The sequence below is a fragment of the Klebsiella sp. P1954 genome, from assembly GCF_018199955.1.
Classification (GTDB): Bacteria; Pseudomonadota; Gammaproteobacteria; order Enterobacterales; family Enterobacteriaceae; genus Klebsiella; species Klebsiella pneumoniae.
This window is the reverse complement of sequence record NZ_CP073373.1, coordinates 1518138-1533941: the sequence shown is the minus strand read 5'-3', so window position 1 is coordinate 1533941 and position 15804 is coordinate 1518138. Positions and strand designations below refer to the sequence as shown.

Sequence of the window (15804 nt, the reverse complement as noted above, 5' to 3'; positions counted from 1 at the left end):
CGATATGCCATGATGCGGATTGATTTATTTTCCAAATATATGCCCTTGGGATAAAGCAGTTAGCGAAGTGGCATAGTTATTCAGGCGATAAAGCATGGCGTATGTGAATCATCTACTGACGTTTATTGAGAGTAATCCGGCGCTGGCGGTGGGGTTTAATCTTATTCTGCTGCTGCTCTCCGGCATATTTGCCCATCTTTTATGCAAGTTCTTGCTGATTAAAGTGGTGCGTAAGGTCTTCTTTAGTAGCCACAAACAGGATGTGCCGCTGGAGAAGGATCGACGTATCGCCGAAAAACTGTCCAATTTCATTCCGGTTATTATCGTCTATTACGTTCTGCAGTTTATGCCGGCGATGCCGGCATCGCTGGTGACGGCGATTAATACTATCTGCGGGATCTTGTTTTTTATTTTTATGTCGGTGTTTTTCAACGAGATGCTGGATATTGTCAACAGCTCCTATCTGCGAAAGACCAAACGTAAAAATCATTCCATTAAGGGCTATATCCAGATAGGCAAAATCTTAGTCCACATCCTGGCGGCGATTATGATCCTCGCCGTGATGTCGAACAAATCGCCGATCATTATTATCTCCAGTCTGGGGGCCGTGGCGGCGGTACTGATGATCGTGTTCCAGCATACTCTGCTGTCGCTGGTGGCGAACGTTCAGCTGTCGTCCAACGACGTGCTCCAGCTGGGGGACTGGATTGAAATGCCTGACAAGAACCTCAGCGGTGAGGTGACGGATATCGCGCTGCACACCATTACCATCCGCAACTGGGACAATACCATCTCCCGTATCCCGACCAAGAATTTCCTCACCGAGACCTATACCAACTGGCAGGCGATGTTCTCCTCCGGGGCGCGGCGGATCATGCGCAGTATCGCCATCGATCAACACTCGGTGCGTTTTCTCGACCAGGAGATGCTCTCCTCGATGCTGACCATCCGCGGGGTGAGTGAGCCTTTGGGCACGCTGCTTGACGGCCGGGATCCCGGCGGCGTGGCCGACCGCTGGTTTATCGATAACGGGCTGACCAACCTGACCCTGTTTCGCCACTATCTGATGCACTATCTCGCCGAGCGGCCGGATATTATTAAGCAGATGTACATTGTGGCGAGAACGCTGAAACCGTCGCCCTCGGGCATTCCGTTGGAGATTTACTGCTTCACCTCCTCAACGCTGTGGAAAGACTACGAAAACACCCAGTCGGCGATATTTGAGTACATTACCGCGGTGGCCGGACAGTTTTCCCTGCGCCTCTATCAGTATCCCGCCGGGCACGATTTCTGGCGTCTCTCCCAGGAGCACGCCGCCCGGACGGGCCTGCCGCCGTCGGCCGAAGGCTAAGCGCTGATCTGCTGGCGCCAGAGGGCGATCTCCTCCTCCAGCCAGGCGATGAACCGGGCGACTTCCGGCCGGTTCTCCGCCTGCGGGGAGACGGTTAGCCAGTAGTGCCAGGGGTAGGGGACGGTGACGGCGGTGAGCTGCACCAGCTCGCCGCGGGCTATCGCCCCCGCCACCAGGGAGCGCCGCTCCAGCGCCACGCCGGCCCCCAGGCGGACCGCCTCCAGCACCAGATTGGAGTCGTTCAGGCGCAGGCCTGCGGGGACGATCGGCTTTTCCAGCCCCGCCTGGCTGCACCAGGCGTTCCAGGACTCCATGGAAAAAATAATATCGCTGGCGGCGATCGCCTGCGGGGTGGTCGGCAGGTTACCGCCGCGATAGCCGGGGGCGGCGACCACCAGCTGTTCATCGGCAAACAGATGCCGACTTTCCATTCCCTCCCAATCGCCTTGCCCCATGCGAATGGCCAGATCGATACCCTCCTGTTGCAGGTTAACCACCGCCAGGCTGGTCAGCAGGCGCACCGCGATCTGCGGATGCCGCGCCTGAAAGCGCGCCAGCCGCGGCAGCAGCCAGTGGCAGCCAAAGGAGGGGATCGTCGCCAGGGTCACTTCCAGGGTGCGGGGTTTGATCTGCACCATGCGCGTGGCGTCGGCGATGTGCTGTAACGCCTCGCGGATTTGCAGGGCATAGAGCCGTCCTTCTTCCGTGATGCGCACTCCGCGGCCGTGGCGGATAAAGAGCGTGACGCCGACCAGGGCTTCCAGCTGTTTGATGTGCTGGCTGACCGCCGAATGGGTCACGCTCAACTCGTGGGCGGCCTGCGTCACGCTGCCGAGGCGCGCCACCGCTTCAAAGCTGCGCAGGCTGGCGACAGGGGGAAAATCTGCCATGGTGGTTTCTCTGTCAGTGAGTCGATACGTTAACGTTACTACCGGGTTAGCGGCTTTTAAAGCCGCTGCAAACAGGCTGAAAAGGAGCCAAATGCCGCCTCAGTCGGTATAGCACAAGGGGGAGTGGAGGGCTACAGCGAGTCGCCAATCTGTTAGTTTGACTAACCATTGCGGTAAGTATCCCGTGATATTCGCGGCCTCGGTTTTCCAGTAAGGTAAAGCCGCAACCCCTTTATCGCAGGCAGGAGTGACGATGAAACTCATTGGTATGATGGATTCACCTTATGTAAGACGCGTGGCGGTTTCTCTGGCGCTCTATGGCGTGGAATTCGAGAGCCTGCCGCTATCGGTCTTTAGCGGCTTTGACGAATTTTCCCGCATTAATCCGGTGGTCAAGGCGCCGACGGTGGTGCTCGATAACGGGACGCAGCTGATGGACTCCACGCTGATCCTCCACTATTTCGAAACGACCAATCCGGCCGGGCGCCGGCTGCTTCCCGCGCATCCCGAGGCGCTGGCCCGCGATCTGCACCTGCTGGGGGTGATCCTCGCCGCCTGTGAAAAAGCGGTCCAGCTTGTTTATGAGCACCGTCTGCGGCCGGAAGAGAAGCAGCATCAGCCGTGGATAGCCCGGGTGACCGGCCAGCTGCTGGCCGCCTGTCGGGAGTGGGACGCCCGGCTGGCAGACCGCGCCGCCGCCGCGCAGCCGGATCAGGTGCTGGTCACCAGCACGGTGGTCTGGTCCTTTATCCAGTTGATGATCCCGGCGGTGGTGTCGGCAGCTGAGTTTCCACATATTCGCGCGCTGGCGGAGAAGGGGGAGGCGCTGCCGGCGTTTCAACAGTATCCGCTGGGTTAACGGCAGGGGTGGAGAGGGGCGCCGCAGCGTGGCGCCCTGAAGCAGGAGAGGATCACCAGCAGACAAACCCGCCGTCGACCACCAGGTCTACGCCGGTGCAGAACGAGGCGGCGTCGCTGGCGAGGAACAGCGCCGGGCCGGCCATCTCTTCCACCTTCGCCATCCGCTGCATCGGCGTCTGGCTTTCAAACTCGCGGGTCTGGTGCACCATCTCCGGACGGGTATTCATCGGCGTGGCGGTATATCCCGGACTGATGGAATTGACGCGGATCCCTTTGCCCACCCACTCCATCGCCAGGCTTTTCGACAGATGGATCACGCCGGCTTTGGAGCAGTTGTAATGCGCCTGGTCGAGGCCGCGGTTAACAATAATCCCCGACATCGAGGCGATATTGATAATCGACCCGCCGCCGGACTCCAGCATCAGTTCCGCTTCCGCTTTGCAGGAGTTCCATACGCCAGTGAGATTGATATCGATCACCCGCTGCCATTGCTCGCTCTCCATCTCCAGGGCCGGATTGGCGTTGGCGATCCCGGCGGCGTTAACGGCGATATCGAGGCGGCCATAGCGGCTTTTGGCCAGCGCGACGGCGGCGCGCAGGTCGGCAATCTGGCGGACATCGCCGTTATAAGAGCAAGCCTGACCGCCGATGGATTCAATATGGCTGACCGTTTCCGCCAGCCCGCCGTCGTTGCGAAGATCAAAACAGACTACCCGTGCACCCGCGCTGGCGAGGCTGCAGGCGATGGTCTGTCCGATGCCGCTGCCGGCGCCGGTGACGAAGGCGACGCGATCCCGCAGGCTAAATAGGTGTTGTGCAAAGTCTTTACCGATCATAATGATTATTCTCTTCAATATAGTGTCGAACGTCGGGAGCCTGGCTTCCCGGATGGTGGTGCGCCGCGCCTTATCCGGGCTACCTTTCGGCGGTGTTACGTAACCCCGGTAAGCGTAGCGCCACCGGGGGGCCGTCCCGGAGTGGTAGCGCCAATGCGGGACGCCTTATTCGGGCGATGGGGCCCGCTAACCGCGGGGGATTACGACATAATCAAACCGCCATCGATATTGATGGTCTGCCCGGTGAGATAGCGCGCGTCGTCGGAGGCGAGGAAGGCCACCAGCCCGGCCACGTCTTCCGGCTTACCGGCGCGTTTCATTGGGATCCCTTCGACCCATTCCGCCATCAGTTCGCCCTTGCCGTAGCGCTTCTGCTCGGTGCTGAGAATTTCGCCCCACACGCGGTCGTTGTAATCCCACATCTCGCTCTCAATGATGCCGGGGCAGAAGGCGTTGACGGTGATGTTCCACGGTGCCAGCTCGTGCGCCAGGCTTTGGGTAATGCCGATCACGCCCATTTTGCTGGCGGCGTAGTGCGGCGTGTAGATAAAACCCTGTCGCCCCTGGCCGGAAGAGGTGTTGATCAGGCTGCCGTGATTCTGTTTCACCATATATTTGGCCGCCTCGCGGCAGCACAGCCACACGCCGGTGGTGTTGACCGCCAGCACTTTTTCGAAATCGGCTTTTGGCATCCGGTCGTAGTAATCGATGGTGATCACCCCGGCGTTCTGAATGGAGACGTCGATGGTGCCGAAGCGGGCGGCGGCCTGCTCATACAGCGACTGCACCTGCGCTTCGTCGGTCACATCGACCCGCAGCGATAAAATATCCGCCTGATAGCGCTGACGCAGCGTTTCGGCGGTCTCGTGAACGCGCTCGGCGTTGGAGACCATCACCAGGTTTGCGCCGTCGCGGGCAAAGCGCTCGGCAATGCCTGCGCCGATGCCGCGGCAGGCGCCGGTGATCACCACCGTTTTGTTCTGGAAATCTCGTTGCATATTTTTTCCCTTTCGCTGAGCCGGGCACCAGGCCCGGCGGAAGATGTGAATCGTTGCCGGTTAGCTGGAGGTGGCGCCGTTGGGGGGGATGGCGGCCAGTTTTTCCTCGTGGCGGCGCATCAGGATGACCTTGCTCTGCAGCTTCTGCTGGAACTGGTCGACGACCACAGCGGTGACAATCACCACGCCTTTAATCACCATCTGCCAGAAGTCGCTGACGCCCATCATCACCATGCCGTCGGCAAGGAAGACGATGACGAAGGCGCCGATAATTGACCCGGTCACCCGGCCGCGGCCGCCGGCCAGCGCGGTACCGCCGAGCACGGTGGCGCCGATGGCGTCCATCTCAAACATGTTGCCGGTCATCGGGTGCGCGGTTTGCAGCTGTGATGCGACGATCAGGCCGACAAACGCCGCGCACAGGCCGGAGAAGGCATAGACGAATATTTTCGCTTTCACGATCGGCACGCCGGCGAGGCGGGCGGCAGACTCATTGCCGCCGATGGCGTAGATGTAGCGGCCAAGCGGCGTTTTAGTGGTCAGCCAGTAGCCCAGCACGAGGAAGCCGATCATCAGCCAGATCGGCAGATAGACGCCGAGCAGGGTGCCGGAGCCGAGGGTGGCGAAACCGGTGTTGCCCAGCGCTTCCATGCCGTTGAGATTCGGGTAGGTGCTCCCGTCGTTAAACAGCAGCGCGGAGCCGCGGGCGACGTACATCATGCCTAAGGTGCAGATAAACGGCGCCACGCCGAAGCGGGTGATCACCGCGCCGTTGACCAGGCCGACCAGCACACCGAAGATCGCCACGCAGAGGATCACCTCCGGGACATTAAAGAAGAGGATATCGCCGTTCCACAGCGGCAGGCCGTTGGTCAGCAGCGCACCCGCCACCATGCCGCAGATCCCCGCTACCGCGCCGACGGACAAATCAATGCCGCCGGTGAGAATGACCAGCGTCATGCCGATGGCCAGCAGGCCGGTGATCGCCACGTGCTGGGTCATGATCAGCAGGTTAGAGGCGGTCAGGAAATTGGGTACCATCACGCTGAAGAACGCGATCACCAGCAGGAGGGCGATAAAGGTGCGGGCCTTCAGCAGGTACATATAAATCATATATTTCTGGTTCATGATGGATTCCAGCCTGATTAATCTTGAGGTGTTGAAGCCGCGATTAACTGTTCGCGGGTCACCGCATGGCGCGGTAAATCGGCGGTAATGCGGCCATCGGCCATCACCAGGATGCGGTCGGCCAGGGCCATCACCTCATCCAGTTCCGAAGATGAGAACATCACCGCCAGCCCCTGCTGAGCCATTTTGCCGATCAGGTGATAGACGTCGGTTTTCGCGCCGACGTCGATGCCGCGCGTCGGTTCGTCGAGGAACACCACCTGCGGCTGGGTCATCAGCGCTTTACCCAGCACCACTTTTTGTTGATTGCCGCCGCTCAGCGAGGTGATGGGCAATGTGGCGTCGCTGACCTTGATCGCCAGCTGCTGGATCATCTCTTTCACGCAGGACTCTTCTTTCTGCGGGTTCAACCAGCGCCAGGCGCGGCGGAACCCCTGCAGGCTGAAATCAGAGAGCGTCATGTTGGCCTGAATCGACATCATCTGCACCACGCCTTCGCCCTGACGGTCCTCCGGCACCAGCGCCAGCCCCTTTTTCAGGCGCTGTTGAAAGCGAGATTTGCCGATGCTTTCGCCGTTAAGATGCACCTCGCCGCGCTGGCAGGGCATCAAGCCGACCAGGCCTTTAAACAGCTCGGTGCGCCCGGCGCCCAGCAGGCCGTAAATACCGATCACTTCGCCTTTGCTGAGGGTGAAGGTGACGTCATTAAGTTTGTAGCCGCCGCTCGGATGCAGCGCGGTCAGCCCCTTGACGTCAAGCACTGCGTCGCCTTTCGGCGCCGGTTGATAATCAAAGTGTTTTTTCTTATCACCGACCATCTGCTCGATGATCCACGGTACGCTGGCGTCGCTGACGTGACGCTCGCTGATAAAACGGCCGTCGCGGAAAATGGTGATGTTGTCGCCAATCTCCATCAGCTCTTCGAGGCGATGCGAGATATAGATGATGGTCACGCCGCGGCGTTTAAGCTGCGCGATCACCTTGAACAGCACTTTGACCTCAGACTGGCTCAGCGCCGAGGTGGGCTCGTCCATGATCAGCACCCGGGTGTCTTTCGACAGGGCGCGGGCAATCTCGACTAACTGCTGGTGGCCGATACCGAGTTCACCCAGCGGAGCGTAAGGATCGACATCCAGCTCCAGCCGTTCCAGCAGCGATTTGGCCAGCGCGTACTGGTATTTTTCGTTAATGCGTCCTTTCTGAAAGAATTCATTCGCCATGAAGATGTTGTCCATCACATTCATATTGGGAAATAAATTCAGTTCCTGAAAAATAATACTGATGCCCAGTTTTTCTGCCTGATGCGTCGACTGTAATGAAACCGCTTCACCATCGAGGATAATTTGCCCGGAGGAGGGCGTTTCAACGCCGGCAAGCATTTTCATCATGGTGGATTTACCCGCACCATTTTCTCCGATCAGCACGTTGACCTTATTTCGATAGACCCGGTAATTGACATTATCCAGGGCGGTTACGCCGGGATAGACGCGCGACAGGCCGCGGGTTTCGATAATCACTTCGGACTCAACGGGCTGGGGAGCGACGAGATCGTGCGGCGCCATATTATTGTCCCCCTGCATGAATGATTTTCGCCGGGGTAATTTCCGGGAGAGTTTGTGGAATATCCCAGGCCGAGAAGACGCCGTACACCTCCACGCTGTCGCCGGTTTTGACGTTGGCTGTCTGAATCATTTTGACCGCCTGACTGTTGATATTCTTGCTGTACTCGCCGAACAGCACCTGGTCATTAAAGTCCTGATAGCTGGCGCCGCTGTAGCCGTCGCGCAGCTGGGTGCCGCGCAGGGTAGGGCCAATCTGCACCGTCACCTTCCCGACGCTGGCGTCGGTCAAGGTCATTTTGCCGCTGCGCGAGGCGGTATCGAGTTTGCTGACGGTACCTGAAACCTTGACGTAGAAGATGCAGGGGTTTTCATCCTGCGCACGGTAGCCGAGGGTTTTACAGGCGCTATCAATGTCTTTTGGGTAATGACTCCAACTTATTGATAGTGTTTTATGTTCAGATAATGCCCGATGACTTTGTCATGCAGCTCCACCGATTTTGAGAACGACAGCGACTTCCGTCCCAGCCGTGCCAGGTGCTGCCTCAGATTCAGGTTATGCCGCTCAATTCGCTGCGTATATCGCTTGCTGATTACGTGCAGCTTTCCCTTCAGGCGGGATTCATACAGCGGCCAGCCATCCGTCATCCATATCACCACGTCAAAGGGTGACAGCAGGCTCATAAGACGCCCCAGCGTCGCCATAGTGCGTTCACCGAATACGTGCGCAACAACCGTCTTCCGGAGCCTGTCATACGCGTAAAACAGCCAGCGCTGGCGCGATTTAGCCCCGACGTATCCCCACTGTTCGTCCATTTCCGCGCAGACGATGACGTCACTGCCCGGCTGTATGCGCGAGGTTACCGACTGCGGCCTGAGTTTTTTAAATGGCGGAAAATCGTGTTGAGGCCAACGCCCATAATGCGGGCGGTTGCCCGGCATCCAACGCCATTCATGGCCATATCAATGATTTTCTGGTGCGTACCGGGTTGAGAAGCGGTGTAAGTGAACTGCAGTTGCCATGTTTTACGGCAGTGAGAGCAGAGATAGCGCTGATGTCCGGCGGTGCTTTTGCCGTTACGCACCACCCCGTCAGTAGCTGAACAGGAGGGACAGCTGATAGAAACAGAAGCCACTGGAGCACCTCAAAAACACCATCATACACTAAATCAGTAAGTTGGCAGCATCACCTGTCTTTTGCCGCCTTGAGCGCGCTCATTAGTTCCGCCGCCGGACGCGCTTTCGTCACCACCTGCGGTACGATGCTCTGCTGCCAGGTTTTATCCATATTCGCCATATGCGGGTTGGGCGGGGATTTCAGGTCTGCCAGCTCCTGCTGCGAGACGATGCGACAGCCCCCTAGCGCCAGTACGGCCAGCGTCAGACAGGTTTTCTTAAACATAATGCTCTCCTCTGCGCCCCCGCAGGGGCGCAACCACCCGAACTCAGGACTTAATGTTGAAATCCTGGACTTTATCGGCGTTATCCTGAGTAATCAGAATGCCGCGGAACATCACGCGCTGCTTCGCCGGCTTCTCACCTTTTTGCAGGTAGTTATCCAGATCGGTGACGCCCTGAGCGGCGATGGCCTGCGCCTGCAGCATCACGGTTGCCTGCAGGGTGCCGGCTTTCACGGCGTCGCGCTCATCGTTGCTGCCGTCGATGCCGACGACGATCACATCGCTACGGTTGGCCGCTTTCAGCGCCGCAATCGCGCCGAGGGCTACCGGCCCGTTGCCACAGATGACGCCTTTCACGTCCGGGTGAGCCTGCAGAATGCTGTCCATAATGCGCTTGCCGTCGATCAGGGTGCCTTTGGCATCCTGTTTCGCCACGCTGACCATATCCGGATACTGGTCAATGACCTGATGGAAAGATTTAGAACGGGTGACGCAGTTATTATCGGCGAGGTTGCAGGTCAGCTCGGCGTATTTGCCTTTCTCCGCCATTTTCTCGACGAAGACGTTGGCGACCTCAGAGCCGGCCTGGAAGTTATTGTGGGTAATTTGTTCCAGCGCCACATCATCAACCGGAATTTCGCGGTTAATTAAGACCACCGGAATGCCCGCTTTTTTGGCTTTTTCAATGGCGGCGACGCTGGCGGTGGAGTCAGCGTTATCGAGAATAATGCCCTGCACTTTTTTACCAATTGCGGTGTCGATAAGCTCATTCTGCTTTTTGACATCTTCGCCATGGGACAGCACGGTGGTTTTGTAGCCGAGAGCTTGCGCTTTTTCGCTGGCGCCTTTGGCTTCCGAGGCGTAATACGGGTTATCCAGCGAGTTGACCATGATCATAATGGTGCCTTTCTCCGCGGCGTGCGCGGCAAAGGTGAAGGCAGTCAGGGTCGCAGCGGTTAAAAGAGTTAAACGTAATTTCATGACTCTGTTCCTGTATTTTTATATTCGAACAAATGAGCCCCTGAGCGGGCAGGCTTTTACGGTCTGAAATTTCCCCTGATGTATTCGGGGATAGCGATATCGTTATGGGCCGGGTTTCTCCTGTGATAAGTGAATGCGTGTCGTCGCGCAGTCTGGCGGTCAGGCTGGCGAGTCCGGTTTCCATAATGTTCGGTCGACCGCATGGCGCCACTCCTGCCAGCGCGTTTGTAAACGCTGGTGGCGGGCCATGTCGGGCTGAAAGGTGCTGTGTTCGGTTAAGAAGGCCTGCAGATCGGCGGTCGACCCCGGATGGAGCGCTTTGCGCGCCAGCAACGCCGCGCCGATGGCGGACAGCTCCGGCACGTCGCTGCGCATCACCGGGCAGCCGAGCAGATCGGCCTGGTATTGCATCAGCCAGTCATTGTTGGTCGGCCCGCCGTCCACCATCAACGCCGTCAGGGTGAACTCCTCATGCTGACGCATCGCCACCACCACGTCGGCTATCTGATAGGTGATGGACTCCAGCGCCGCACGGATCAGATGCGCGCGTTTCACCCCGCGACTCAGGCCGCAAATCACGCCGCGGGCGCTGTCGTCCCACCAGGGCGCGCCAAGACCGGTCAGCGCCGGCACGAAGTAGACCCCGAGGGTTGAATCGACGGAGGCGGGGAGGGTATTCAGCTCATGGGCCAGCTCGGCGGCAGAGAGTTCGCTCAGTCCGGTGCTGTCCGCCATCCAGGCGACGGCATCGCCGGTGTGAGGAATATTCCCTTCCAGGCCCCACACCAGCTGGTCGCCATCGTGCCAGGCGACAGTGGTCGCCAGCGCGTCGATATCGCACTGCGCCGATTTGACCGGGGCCATGACCGAAGAGCCGGTGCCGTAGGTGGCTTTGACGCAGCCTGCCTCGCCGAGCGCGTGGCCGAACAGTGCCGCGTGGGAGTCGCCGATCATCGACATGATCGGAATACCGTCCGGAATGGCGGCCAGTCCTTTGGTATGGCCGAAGAGGCCGCTCGATGGTTTAATGTCCGGCAACGCCGCGCGCGGAATGCCGAACAGCGCCAGCATCTCGTCGTCCCACTCGCCGCGGTGCAGGTTCAGCAGCTGGGTGCGGGCGGCATTGGAGTAGTCGCAGCAGAAGGCTTCTCCAGCAGTCAGATTCCACAGCAGCCAGCTGTCGATGGTGCCGAGGCATATCTCACCGCGTTCGGCGCGCAGGTGGCCATCGACAGTCGCATCCAGCAGCCAGCGCATTTTGGAGGCCGAGAACAGCGGGGCGATTGGCAGGCCGGTGGCACGCTTAATGTGCTGTTCCTGACGATCGTGACGCAGTGTGTCGCAGAACGCGGCGCTGCGGGTGCATTGCCAGGTAATGGCCGCGTTAATCGGTTCGCCGCTGTCGCGATACCAGCCGATGGCGGTTTCCCGCTGGTTGCTGATGGCCAGCGCGGCGACGTTTTCCGCGCCAACGTGGGCCACCGCGCTGGCGATCACCGTCAGTGAGGCGGTAACCAGCGCTTCGCCCGATTGCTCCACCCAGCCGTCGCGCGGCGTTTGGATCGCCAGCGGCTGCGAGAATTTGACGATAACTTTGCCCCGGCTATCCAGCACCACCGCTTTGGCGTTGGTGGTGCCTTCATCCAGGGCAATGATGAACTCTTTTGCTGTCGCCTGCATCGTGCTCTCCTCGGTCACTCGGTGTCCTGGAACCGCGAAGACGAGGAATATCTCCCACCGTCTCCTGCGTCTGTGCAGGCCATGTTGTGACATTTCATTATCATCTTTTTAATCACTGAATATATATTCGATAGTGATTATTTATTTGATACCTTAAGCCACAAACCCGGTGACGGGCTACCGGAAAAATCATCAATTGTGCTGGCAATCACATTTCGCCGATCGGCGAAAGCGGCGATAGGCGGCTGGAGTGGTTGATTAACTGATTGAATTTAAATGTATTAACAGAGCCAGCCCTGAAGCTAAAAAAGCACGTCAGGGCGGCAGAGAGGAAAAGCAGCGCGGCAGGTTAGTCGCTAACCAGCATGCGAGCGGTAGGGTAATCGGTGATTAAAACATCAATGTAGCCGCCGGTGAGGGCGCCTTTGATGGCCGCGACTTTGTCGGTACCGCCGGCCAGCGCGACCACGTTCGGGCATTTTTTGACCTTCTCCAGCGCCATACCGATCACCGGATCTTCATCATCGCGTAACACCGGATGGCCGTTTTTGTCGTAGTAGTGCAGGCAGATATCACCCACCGCGCCGCGCGCCGCCAGCACCTGCAGCATATCTTCGTGATAGTAGTTACCGGAGGTTTTCAGCAGTTGAGAGGGTTCGAGAATGCCGATGCCGACGATGGCGATATCCACTTCATCAAAGCGCGACACCACGTCAGCGACGTCTTTGCTGGCCAGCAGCCGGTTGCGCTCCTCCATGGATCCTTCGATGCTCTGTGACGGCAGCAGCCAGGCGTCGCAATTCAGGCGCTGGGCGAGGGTCTGGGTAAGAATCGTCGCTTGCACGTTACCGTTTGGCCCGACGCCGCCGAGCAGTTGGATCACGCCGCTGGCTTTCAGGTTTTGCGCATGAACTTCATCGACCATCGCGCGAATGGTTGAGCTCCACGAGGAGACGCCAATCAGATCTTTTGGCCGCAGCCGGGTTTCCAGATAGTGGGCGGCGGCGGAGCCAATCGCCCGCTTGATGGTATGATCGCTGGCCTCTTCCTCGGTATCCACCACCACCGCCTGCTTAAGGCCGTAGCGATCCTCAAGCCCTTTTTCGAGCTTCAGAAAGATGTTGGACGGCTGAACGACGCTGATCTTGACGACGCCTTCTTTCTGGCAGCGGGTAATGGCGCGGGAGACAAATGACTGAGACAGCGAGAGAAGTTGGGCGATATCAGACTGCTTTCGTCCTTCCAGATAGTAAAGCGTGGCAATCTTAACCAATAGCCGTTGTTCATCCTGCTTAGCCATATTAATCCTCGAAAATCATTTATCGCCTTTCTTCAGGCGGTTAGCTGCAGCCATTATCGTAGTGACTTTTATCATACGCGAAAAAAAATCAGACTTAAGTGTGACAGGCGTCTAACTTTTGCCAATCCTCAAAATCGACTATGGACAAAAACAAAACAGCCAGGCCATAATCGAATAAAGAATCATTATTGAATATATATTCAAGGCGATTTCGAGTCAATGTGTTTATCCGGGCTTCGCCTGGAGCGGGAGGCAGAATGTTCCTGAGTAGGGCGCTGTGGCAGAAGGCTTACCACCCGGCATAGGGATATCTGGTTTTTTTAGTCCTTGCTGGAATAAATATTCCATGCTGAAAATAAATTCAGAGGTGTGAAATGAATCCCTACAGATATGATATTCAGACGCTGGAGCGTAAAGCCCGCGCGGTGCGGCGCCATATTGTGCGCTTAAACGCCAATAGTCCGGCCGGCGGCCACACCGGGGCTGACCTTTCGCAGGTCGAACTGTTAACCGCGCTCTATTTCCGCGTCCTTAACGTCGCGCCGGACCGGCTCGACGACCCGCAGCGCGATATCTACATCCAGTCGAAAGGCCACGCCGTGGGCTGCTACTACTGCGTCCTGGCGGAAGCCGGCTTCTTCCCGGTCGAGTGGCTGGAGACCTACCAGCATGCCAATTCCCATCTCCCCGGCCACCCGGTGCGGCAGAAAACGCCGGGCATCGAGCTCAACACCGGCGCGCTGGGCCACGGTTTGCCTGTTGCGGTGGGGCTGGCGCTGGCCGCGAAGAAAAGCAACAGCACCCGCCGCATTTTTTTGATCACCGGCGACGGCGAACTGGCGGAAGGCAGTAACTGGGAAGCCGCCCTGGCGGCGGCGCACTACGGTCTGGATAACCTGGTCATTATTAATGATAAGAACAATCTCCAGCTGGCCGGGCCGACGCGGGAAATCATGAATACCGATCCGCTGGCCGACAAATGGCGCGCCTTCGGCATGGCGGTCAGCGAATGCGAGGGGAACGACATGGCCTCGGTGATCTCGGCCATCGAGGGGCTGAAGCAGGAAGGTAAACCCAACGTTATTATTGCCAACACCACGAAAGGTGCCGGTATTTCCTTTATCCAGGGGCGCCCGGAGTGGCACCACCGGGTGCCGAAAGGCGAAGAAATTGCACTGGCACTGGAGGAACTGAAAGATGAGTAATGCAGAACACCTGGCTAACGTCATGGTCGAAGCCTTTATGGCCGCCGTGGAGCGCGGCGTCGATCTGGTGCCGGTGGTAGCCGACTCCACGTCAACGGCCAAAATCGCGCCGTTTATTAAACAGTTCCCCGGCCGGCTGGTGAACGTCGGCATCGCCGAGCAGAGCATGGTCGGCACCGCCGCCGGTCTGGCGCTGGGCGGAAAAGTGGCGGTGACCTGTAATGCCGCGCCGTTTCTTATCTCGCGGGCCAATGAGCAAATCAAAGTGGATGTCTGTTACAACAACACCAACGTCAAGCTGTTTGGCCTAAACGCCGGGGCCAGCTACGGTCCGCTGGCCAGCACCCACCATTCAATTGATGACCTGGCGGTGATGCGCGGCTTCGGCAATATCCAGATCTTCGCCCCCTCCACGCCGTGCGAATGTCGACAGATCATCGACTATGCCCTTGCTTATCAGGGCCCGGTCTATATTCGTCTCGATGGCAAGGCGCTGCCGGAGCTGCTTGACGAGTCGTATCGCTTTGTTCCCGGCGCCGTGTTGACCCTGCGCGAAGGCGAGGACGTCGCGCTGGTGGCCACCGGTTCGACGGTGCATGAGGTGGTGGAGGCGGCGCAGCAGCTTGCCGACCTCGGTATCCAGGCGAAAGTGGTCAGCGTGCCGTCGATCCGACCCTGCGATACCGCGGCGCTGCTGGCGGCACTCCGGCCGTGCGGCTCGGTGATCACCGTCGAAGAGCATAACGTCAACGGCGGGCTGGGCAGCCTGGTGGCGGAAGTATTGGCTGAGGCTGGGGTGGGTATCCCGCTCAAACGTCTGGGGATCCCGGATGGTGAGTATGCGGCGGCGGCAGATCGCGGCTGGCTGCGTAAACACCACGGTTTCGATGCCGCTTCCGTCGCGGAGCTGGCGCAGAAAATGCGCTGATTTTTCGCCGTCTAAAACCGATAACCCGTGCGGGATGCCGCGCGGGTTTTTTTACGGCGCGCAGAGCGTGATGATGTATTCCCCTGCCTGAATCCATTGCAGCCGATACTCCACGGTGGAGAGCCGAAGACGCAGATTTCCTTCCTTTATTGCAGCCAGCGTAAAATCGTTAAAACCGACGCCCGCCTGTACGTCGGTATCGCAGGCCTTAAACCCACTCTCTTTTGCAGAAAACGCCAGCGTCAGCGCCAGCGGGAAGGGCAGGCCGCTGCGCAGCAGCGCCGTTTTTTCCGCCGGGCTGATAATGCTGCTCTCCAGCTCCGCGGCCAGCTGTGGGGTAAACCGGCGCTCGATATCGACGCCCACCGGCCGATCGGCGATCACCGCCAGCGCGCGCTGGCCGCAATGACTTATGCTGCCGAACCAGGGCGTGGGCCACAGCGGCTGGCGCTGGTCGCCGATGGCGGGAAGCCGTTTCTCCCCCACCTCGCGCAGGGCGTATGCCGCGGCGATGCGTCCGGCCAGGTGCTCCGCCTGCCGCTTGCGGCCCCACCCGGTCAGGCTGGCGTGATAGGGCAGCCAGAACAGATCTTCAGGCTGGAAAGTCGCCGGGTCGAAGTCGATCTGCTGGATGGTATAGCCGGCCAGAGGCAAAACGGTGCGATGGTGGCGCATAGGATAAGGTTA

Annotated in this window: 14 protein-coding genes and 2 pseudogenes; 4 read left to right on the top strand and 12 right to left on the bottom strand. The window is 58.8% G+C overall.

Annotation, left to right across the window (positions count from 1 at the left end; genetic code table 11):
- Positions 1-94 precede the first annotated feature (94 nt).
- Entirely contained in the window at positions 95-1351 is a 1257-nt protein-coding gene (locus KB890_RS07505; RefSeq protein WP_020324255.1) for a mechanosensitive ion channel family protein, read from the top strand.
- On the opposite strand, the gene KB890_RS07500 is transcribed toward KB890_RS07505, so the two are convergent.
- Complete coding sequence (locus KB890_RS07500; RefSeq protein ID WP_020324259.1) at positions 1348-2241, bottom strand: LysR substrate-binding domain-containing protein; 894 nt, start codon at positions 2239-2241, stop codon at positions 1348-1350. The two genes, KB890_RS07505 and KB890_RS07500, sit on opposite strands and share 4 nt — an antisense overlap.
- Before the next feature lie 253 nt (positions 2242-2494).
- On the opposite strand from KB890_RS07500, the gene KB890_RS07495 reads away from it, so the two are divergent.
- Positions 2495-3100, top strand: a complete 606-nt coding sequence (locus KB890_RS07495; RefSeq protein ID WP_020324258.1) for a glutathione S-transferase — start codon at positions 2495-2497, stop codon at positions 3098-3100.
- A 52-nt stretch (positions 3101-3152) separates the two neighbouring features.
- Here the strand turns inward: KB890_RS07495 and KB890_RS07490 are convergent, their stop codons facing one another.
- The 10 genes and pseudogenes from KB890_RS07490 to KB890_RS07445 form a co-directional block, all read right to left on the bottom strand.
- A complete protein-coding gene (locus KB890_RS07490) occupies positions 3153-3938 on the bottom strand; it encodes an SDR family oxidoreductase (protein WP_020324256.1) in 786 nt (261 codons plus the stop codon).
- 200 nt (positions 3939-4138) lie between these two features.
- Positions 4139-4936, bottom strand: a complete 798-nt coding sequence (locus KB890_RS07485) for an SDR family oxidoreductase (RefSeq protein WP_004176929.1) — start codon at positions 4934-4936, stop codon at positions 4139-4141.
- A 60-nt stretch (positions 4937-4996) separates the two neighbouring features.
- Positions 4997-6064, bottom strand: a complete 1068-nt coding sequence (locus KB890_RS07480; protein WP_002893591.1) for an ABC transporter permease — start codon at positions 6062-6064, stop codon at positions 4997-4999.
- A gap of 17 nt (positions 6065-6081) precedes the next feature.
- Complete coding sequence (locus KB890_RS07475) at positions 6082-7626, bottom strand: sugar ABC transporter ATP-binding protein (protein WP_002893593.1); 1545 nt, start codon at positions 7624-7626, stop codon at positions 6082-6084.
- 1 nt (position 7627) lies between these two features.
- Positions 7628-8044 (bottom strand): annotated as a pseudogene (locus KB890_RS07470) (DUF2291 family protein); the annotation flags it as partial.
- Positions 8045-8061: 17 nt separating this feature from the next.
- Positions 8062-8759, bottom strand: a protein-coding gene (locus tag KB890_RS07465; protein WP_095033700.1) for an IS1-like element IS1B family transposase whose coding sequence is annotated in 2 segments (ribosomal slippage) — positions 8062-8510 and positions 8510-8759 — 699 coding nt in all. Because the reading frame shifts where the segments join, the coding sequence is not laid out codon by codon here.
- A 56-nt stretch (positions 8760-8815) separates the two neighbouring features.
- Positions 8816-9025: pseudogene (locus KB890_RS07460) on the bottom strand (DUF2291 family protein); the annotation flags it as partial.
- A gap of 43 nt (positions 9026-9068) precedes the next feature.
- Positions 9069-10004 carry a D-ribose ABC transporter substrate-binding protein gene (locus KB890_RS07455; RefSeq protein ID WP_012737614.1) on the bottom strand — a complete coding sequence of 312 codons (936 nt, stop codon included), beginning with the start codon at positions 10002-10004 and terminating at the stop codon, positions 9069-9071.
- A gap of 159 nt (positions 10005-10163) precedes the next feature.
- Positions 10164-11684 carry an FGGY family carbohydrate kinase gene (locus KB890_RS07450; RefSeq protein ID WP_004183330.1) on the bottom strand — a complete coding sequence of 507 codons (1521 nt, stop codon included), beginning with the start codon at positions 11682-11684 and terminating at the stop codon, positions 10164-10166.
- A gap of 349 nt (positions 11685-12033) precedes the next feature.
- Positions 12034-12984, bottom strand: coding sequence for a sugar-binding transcriptional regulator (locus KB890_RS07445; protein WP_002893602.1), 951 nt, complete (start codon positions 12982-12984; stop codon positions 12034-12036).
- A 374-nt stretch (positions 12985-13358) separates the two neighbouring features.
- Between KB890_RS07445 and KB890_RS07440 the strand changes: the two genes are divergently transcribed.
- Together KB890_RS07440 and KB890_RS07435 are read left to right on the top strand one after the other, a co-directional pair.
- Positions 13359-14189, top strand: a complete 831-nt coding sequence (locus tag KB890_RS07440; protein ID WP_020323967.1) for a transketolase — start codon at positions 13359-13361, stop codon at positions 14187-14189.
- A complete protein-coding gene (locus tag KB890_RS07435; RefSeq protein WP_020323965.1) occupies positions 14182-15117 on the top strand; it encodes a transketolase family protein in 936 nt (311 codons plus the stop codon). Before KB890_RS07440 ends, KB890_RS07435 begins: the two co-directional genes overlap by 8 nt.
- A gap of 51 nt (positions 15118-15168) precedes the next feature.
- Here the strand turns inward: KB890_RS07435 and entD are convergent, their stop codons facing one another.
- Positions 15169-15792, bottom strand: coding sequence for an enterobactin synthase subunit EntD (entD, locus tag KB890_RS07430; protein WP_020323974.1), 624 nt, complete (start codon positions 15790-15792; stop codon positions 15169-15171).
- Positions 15793-15804: the final 12 nt, after the last annotated feature.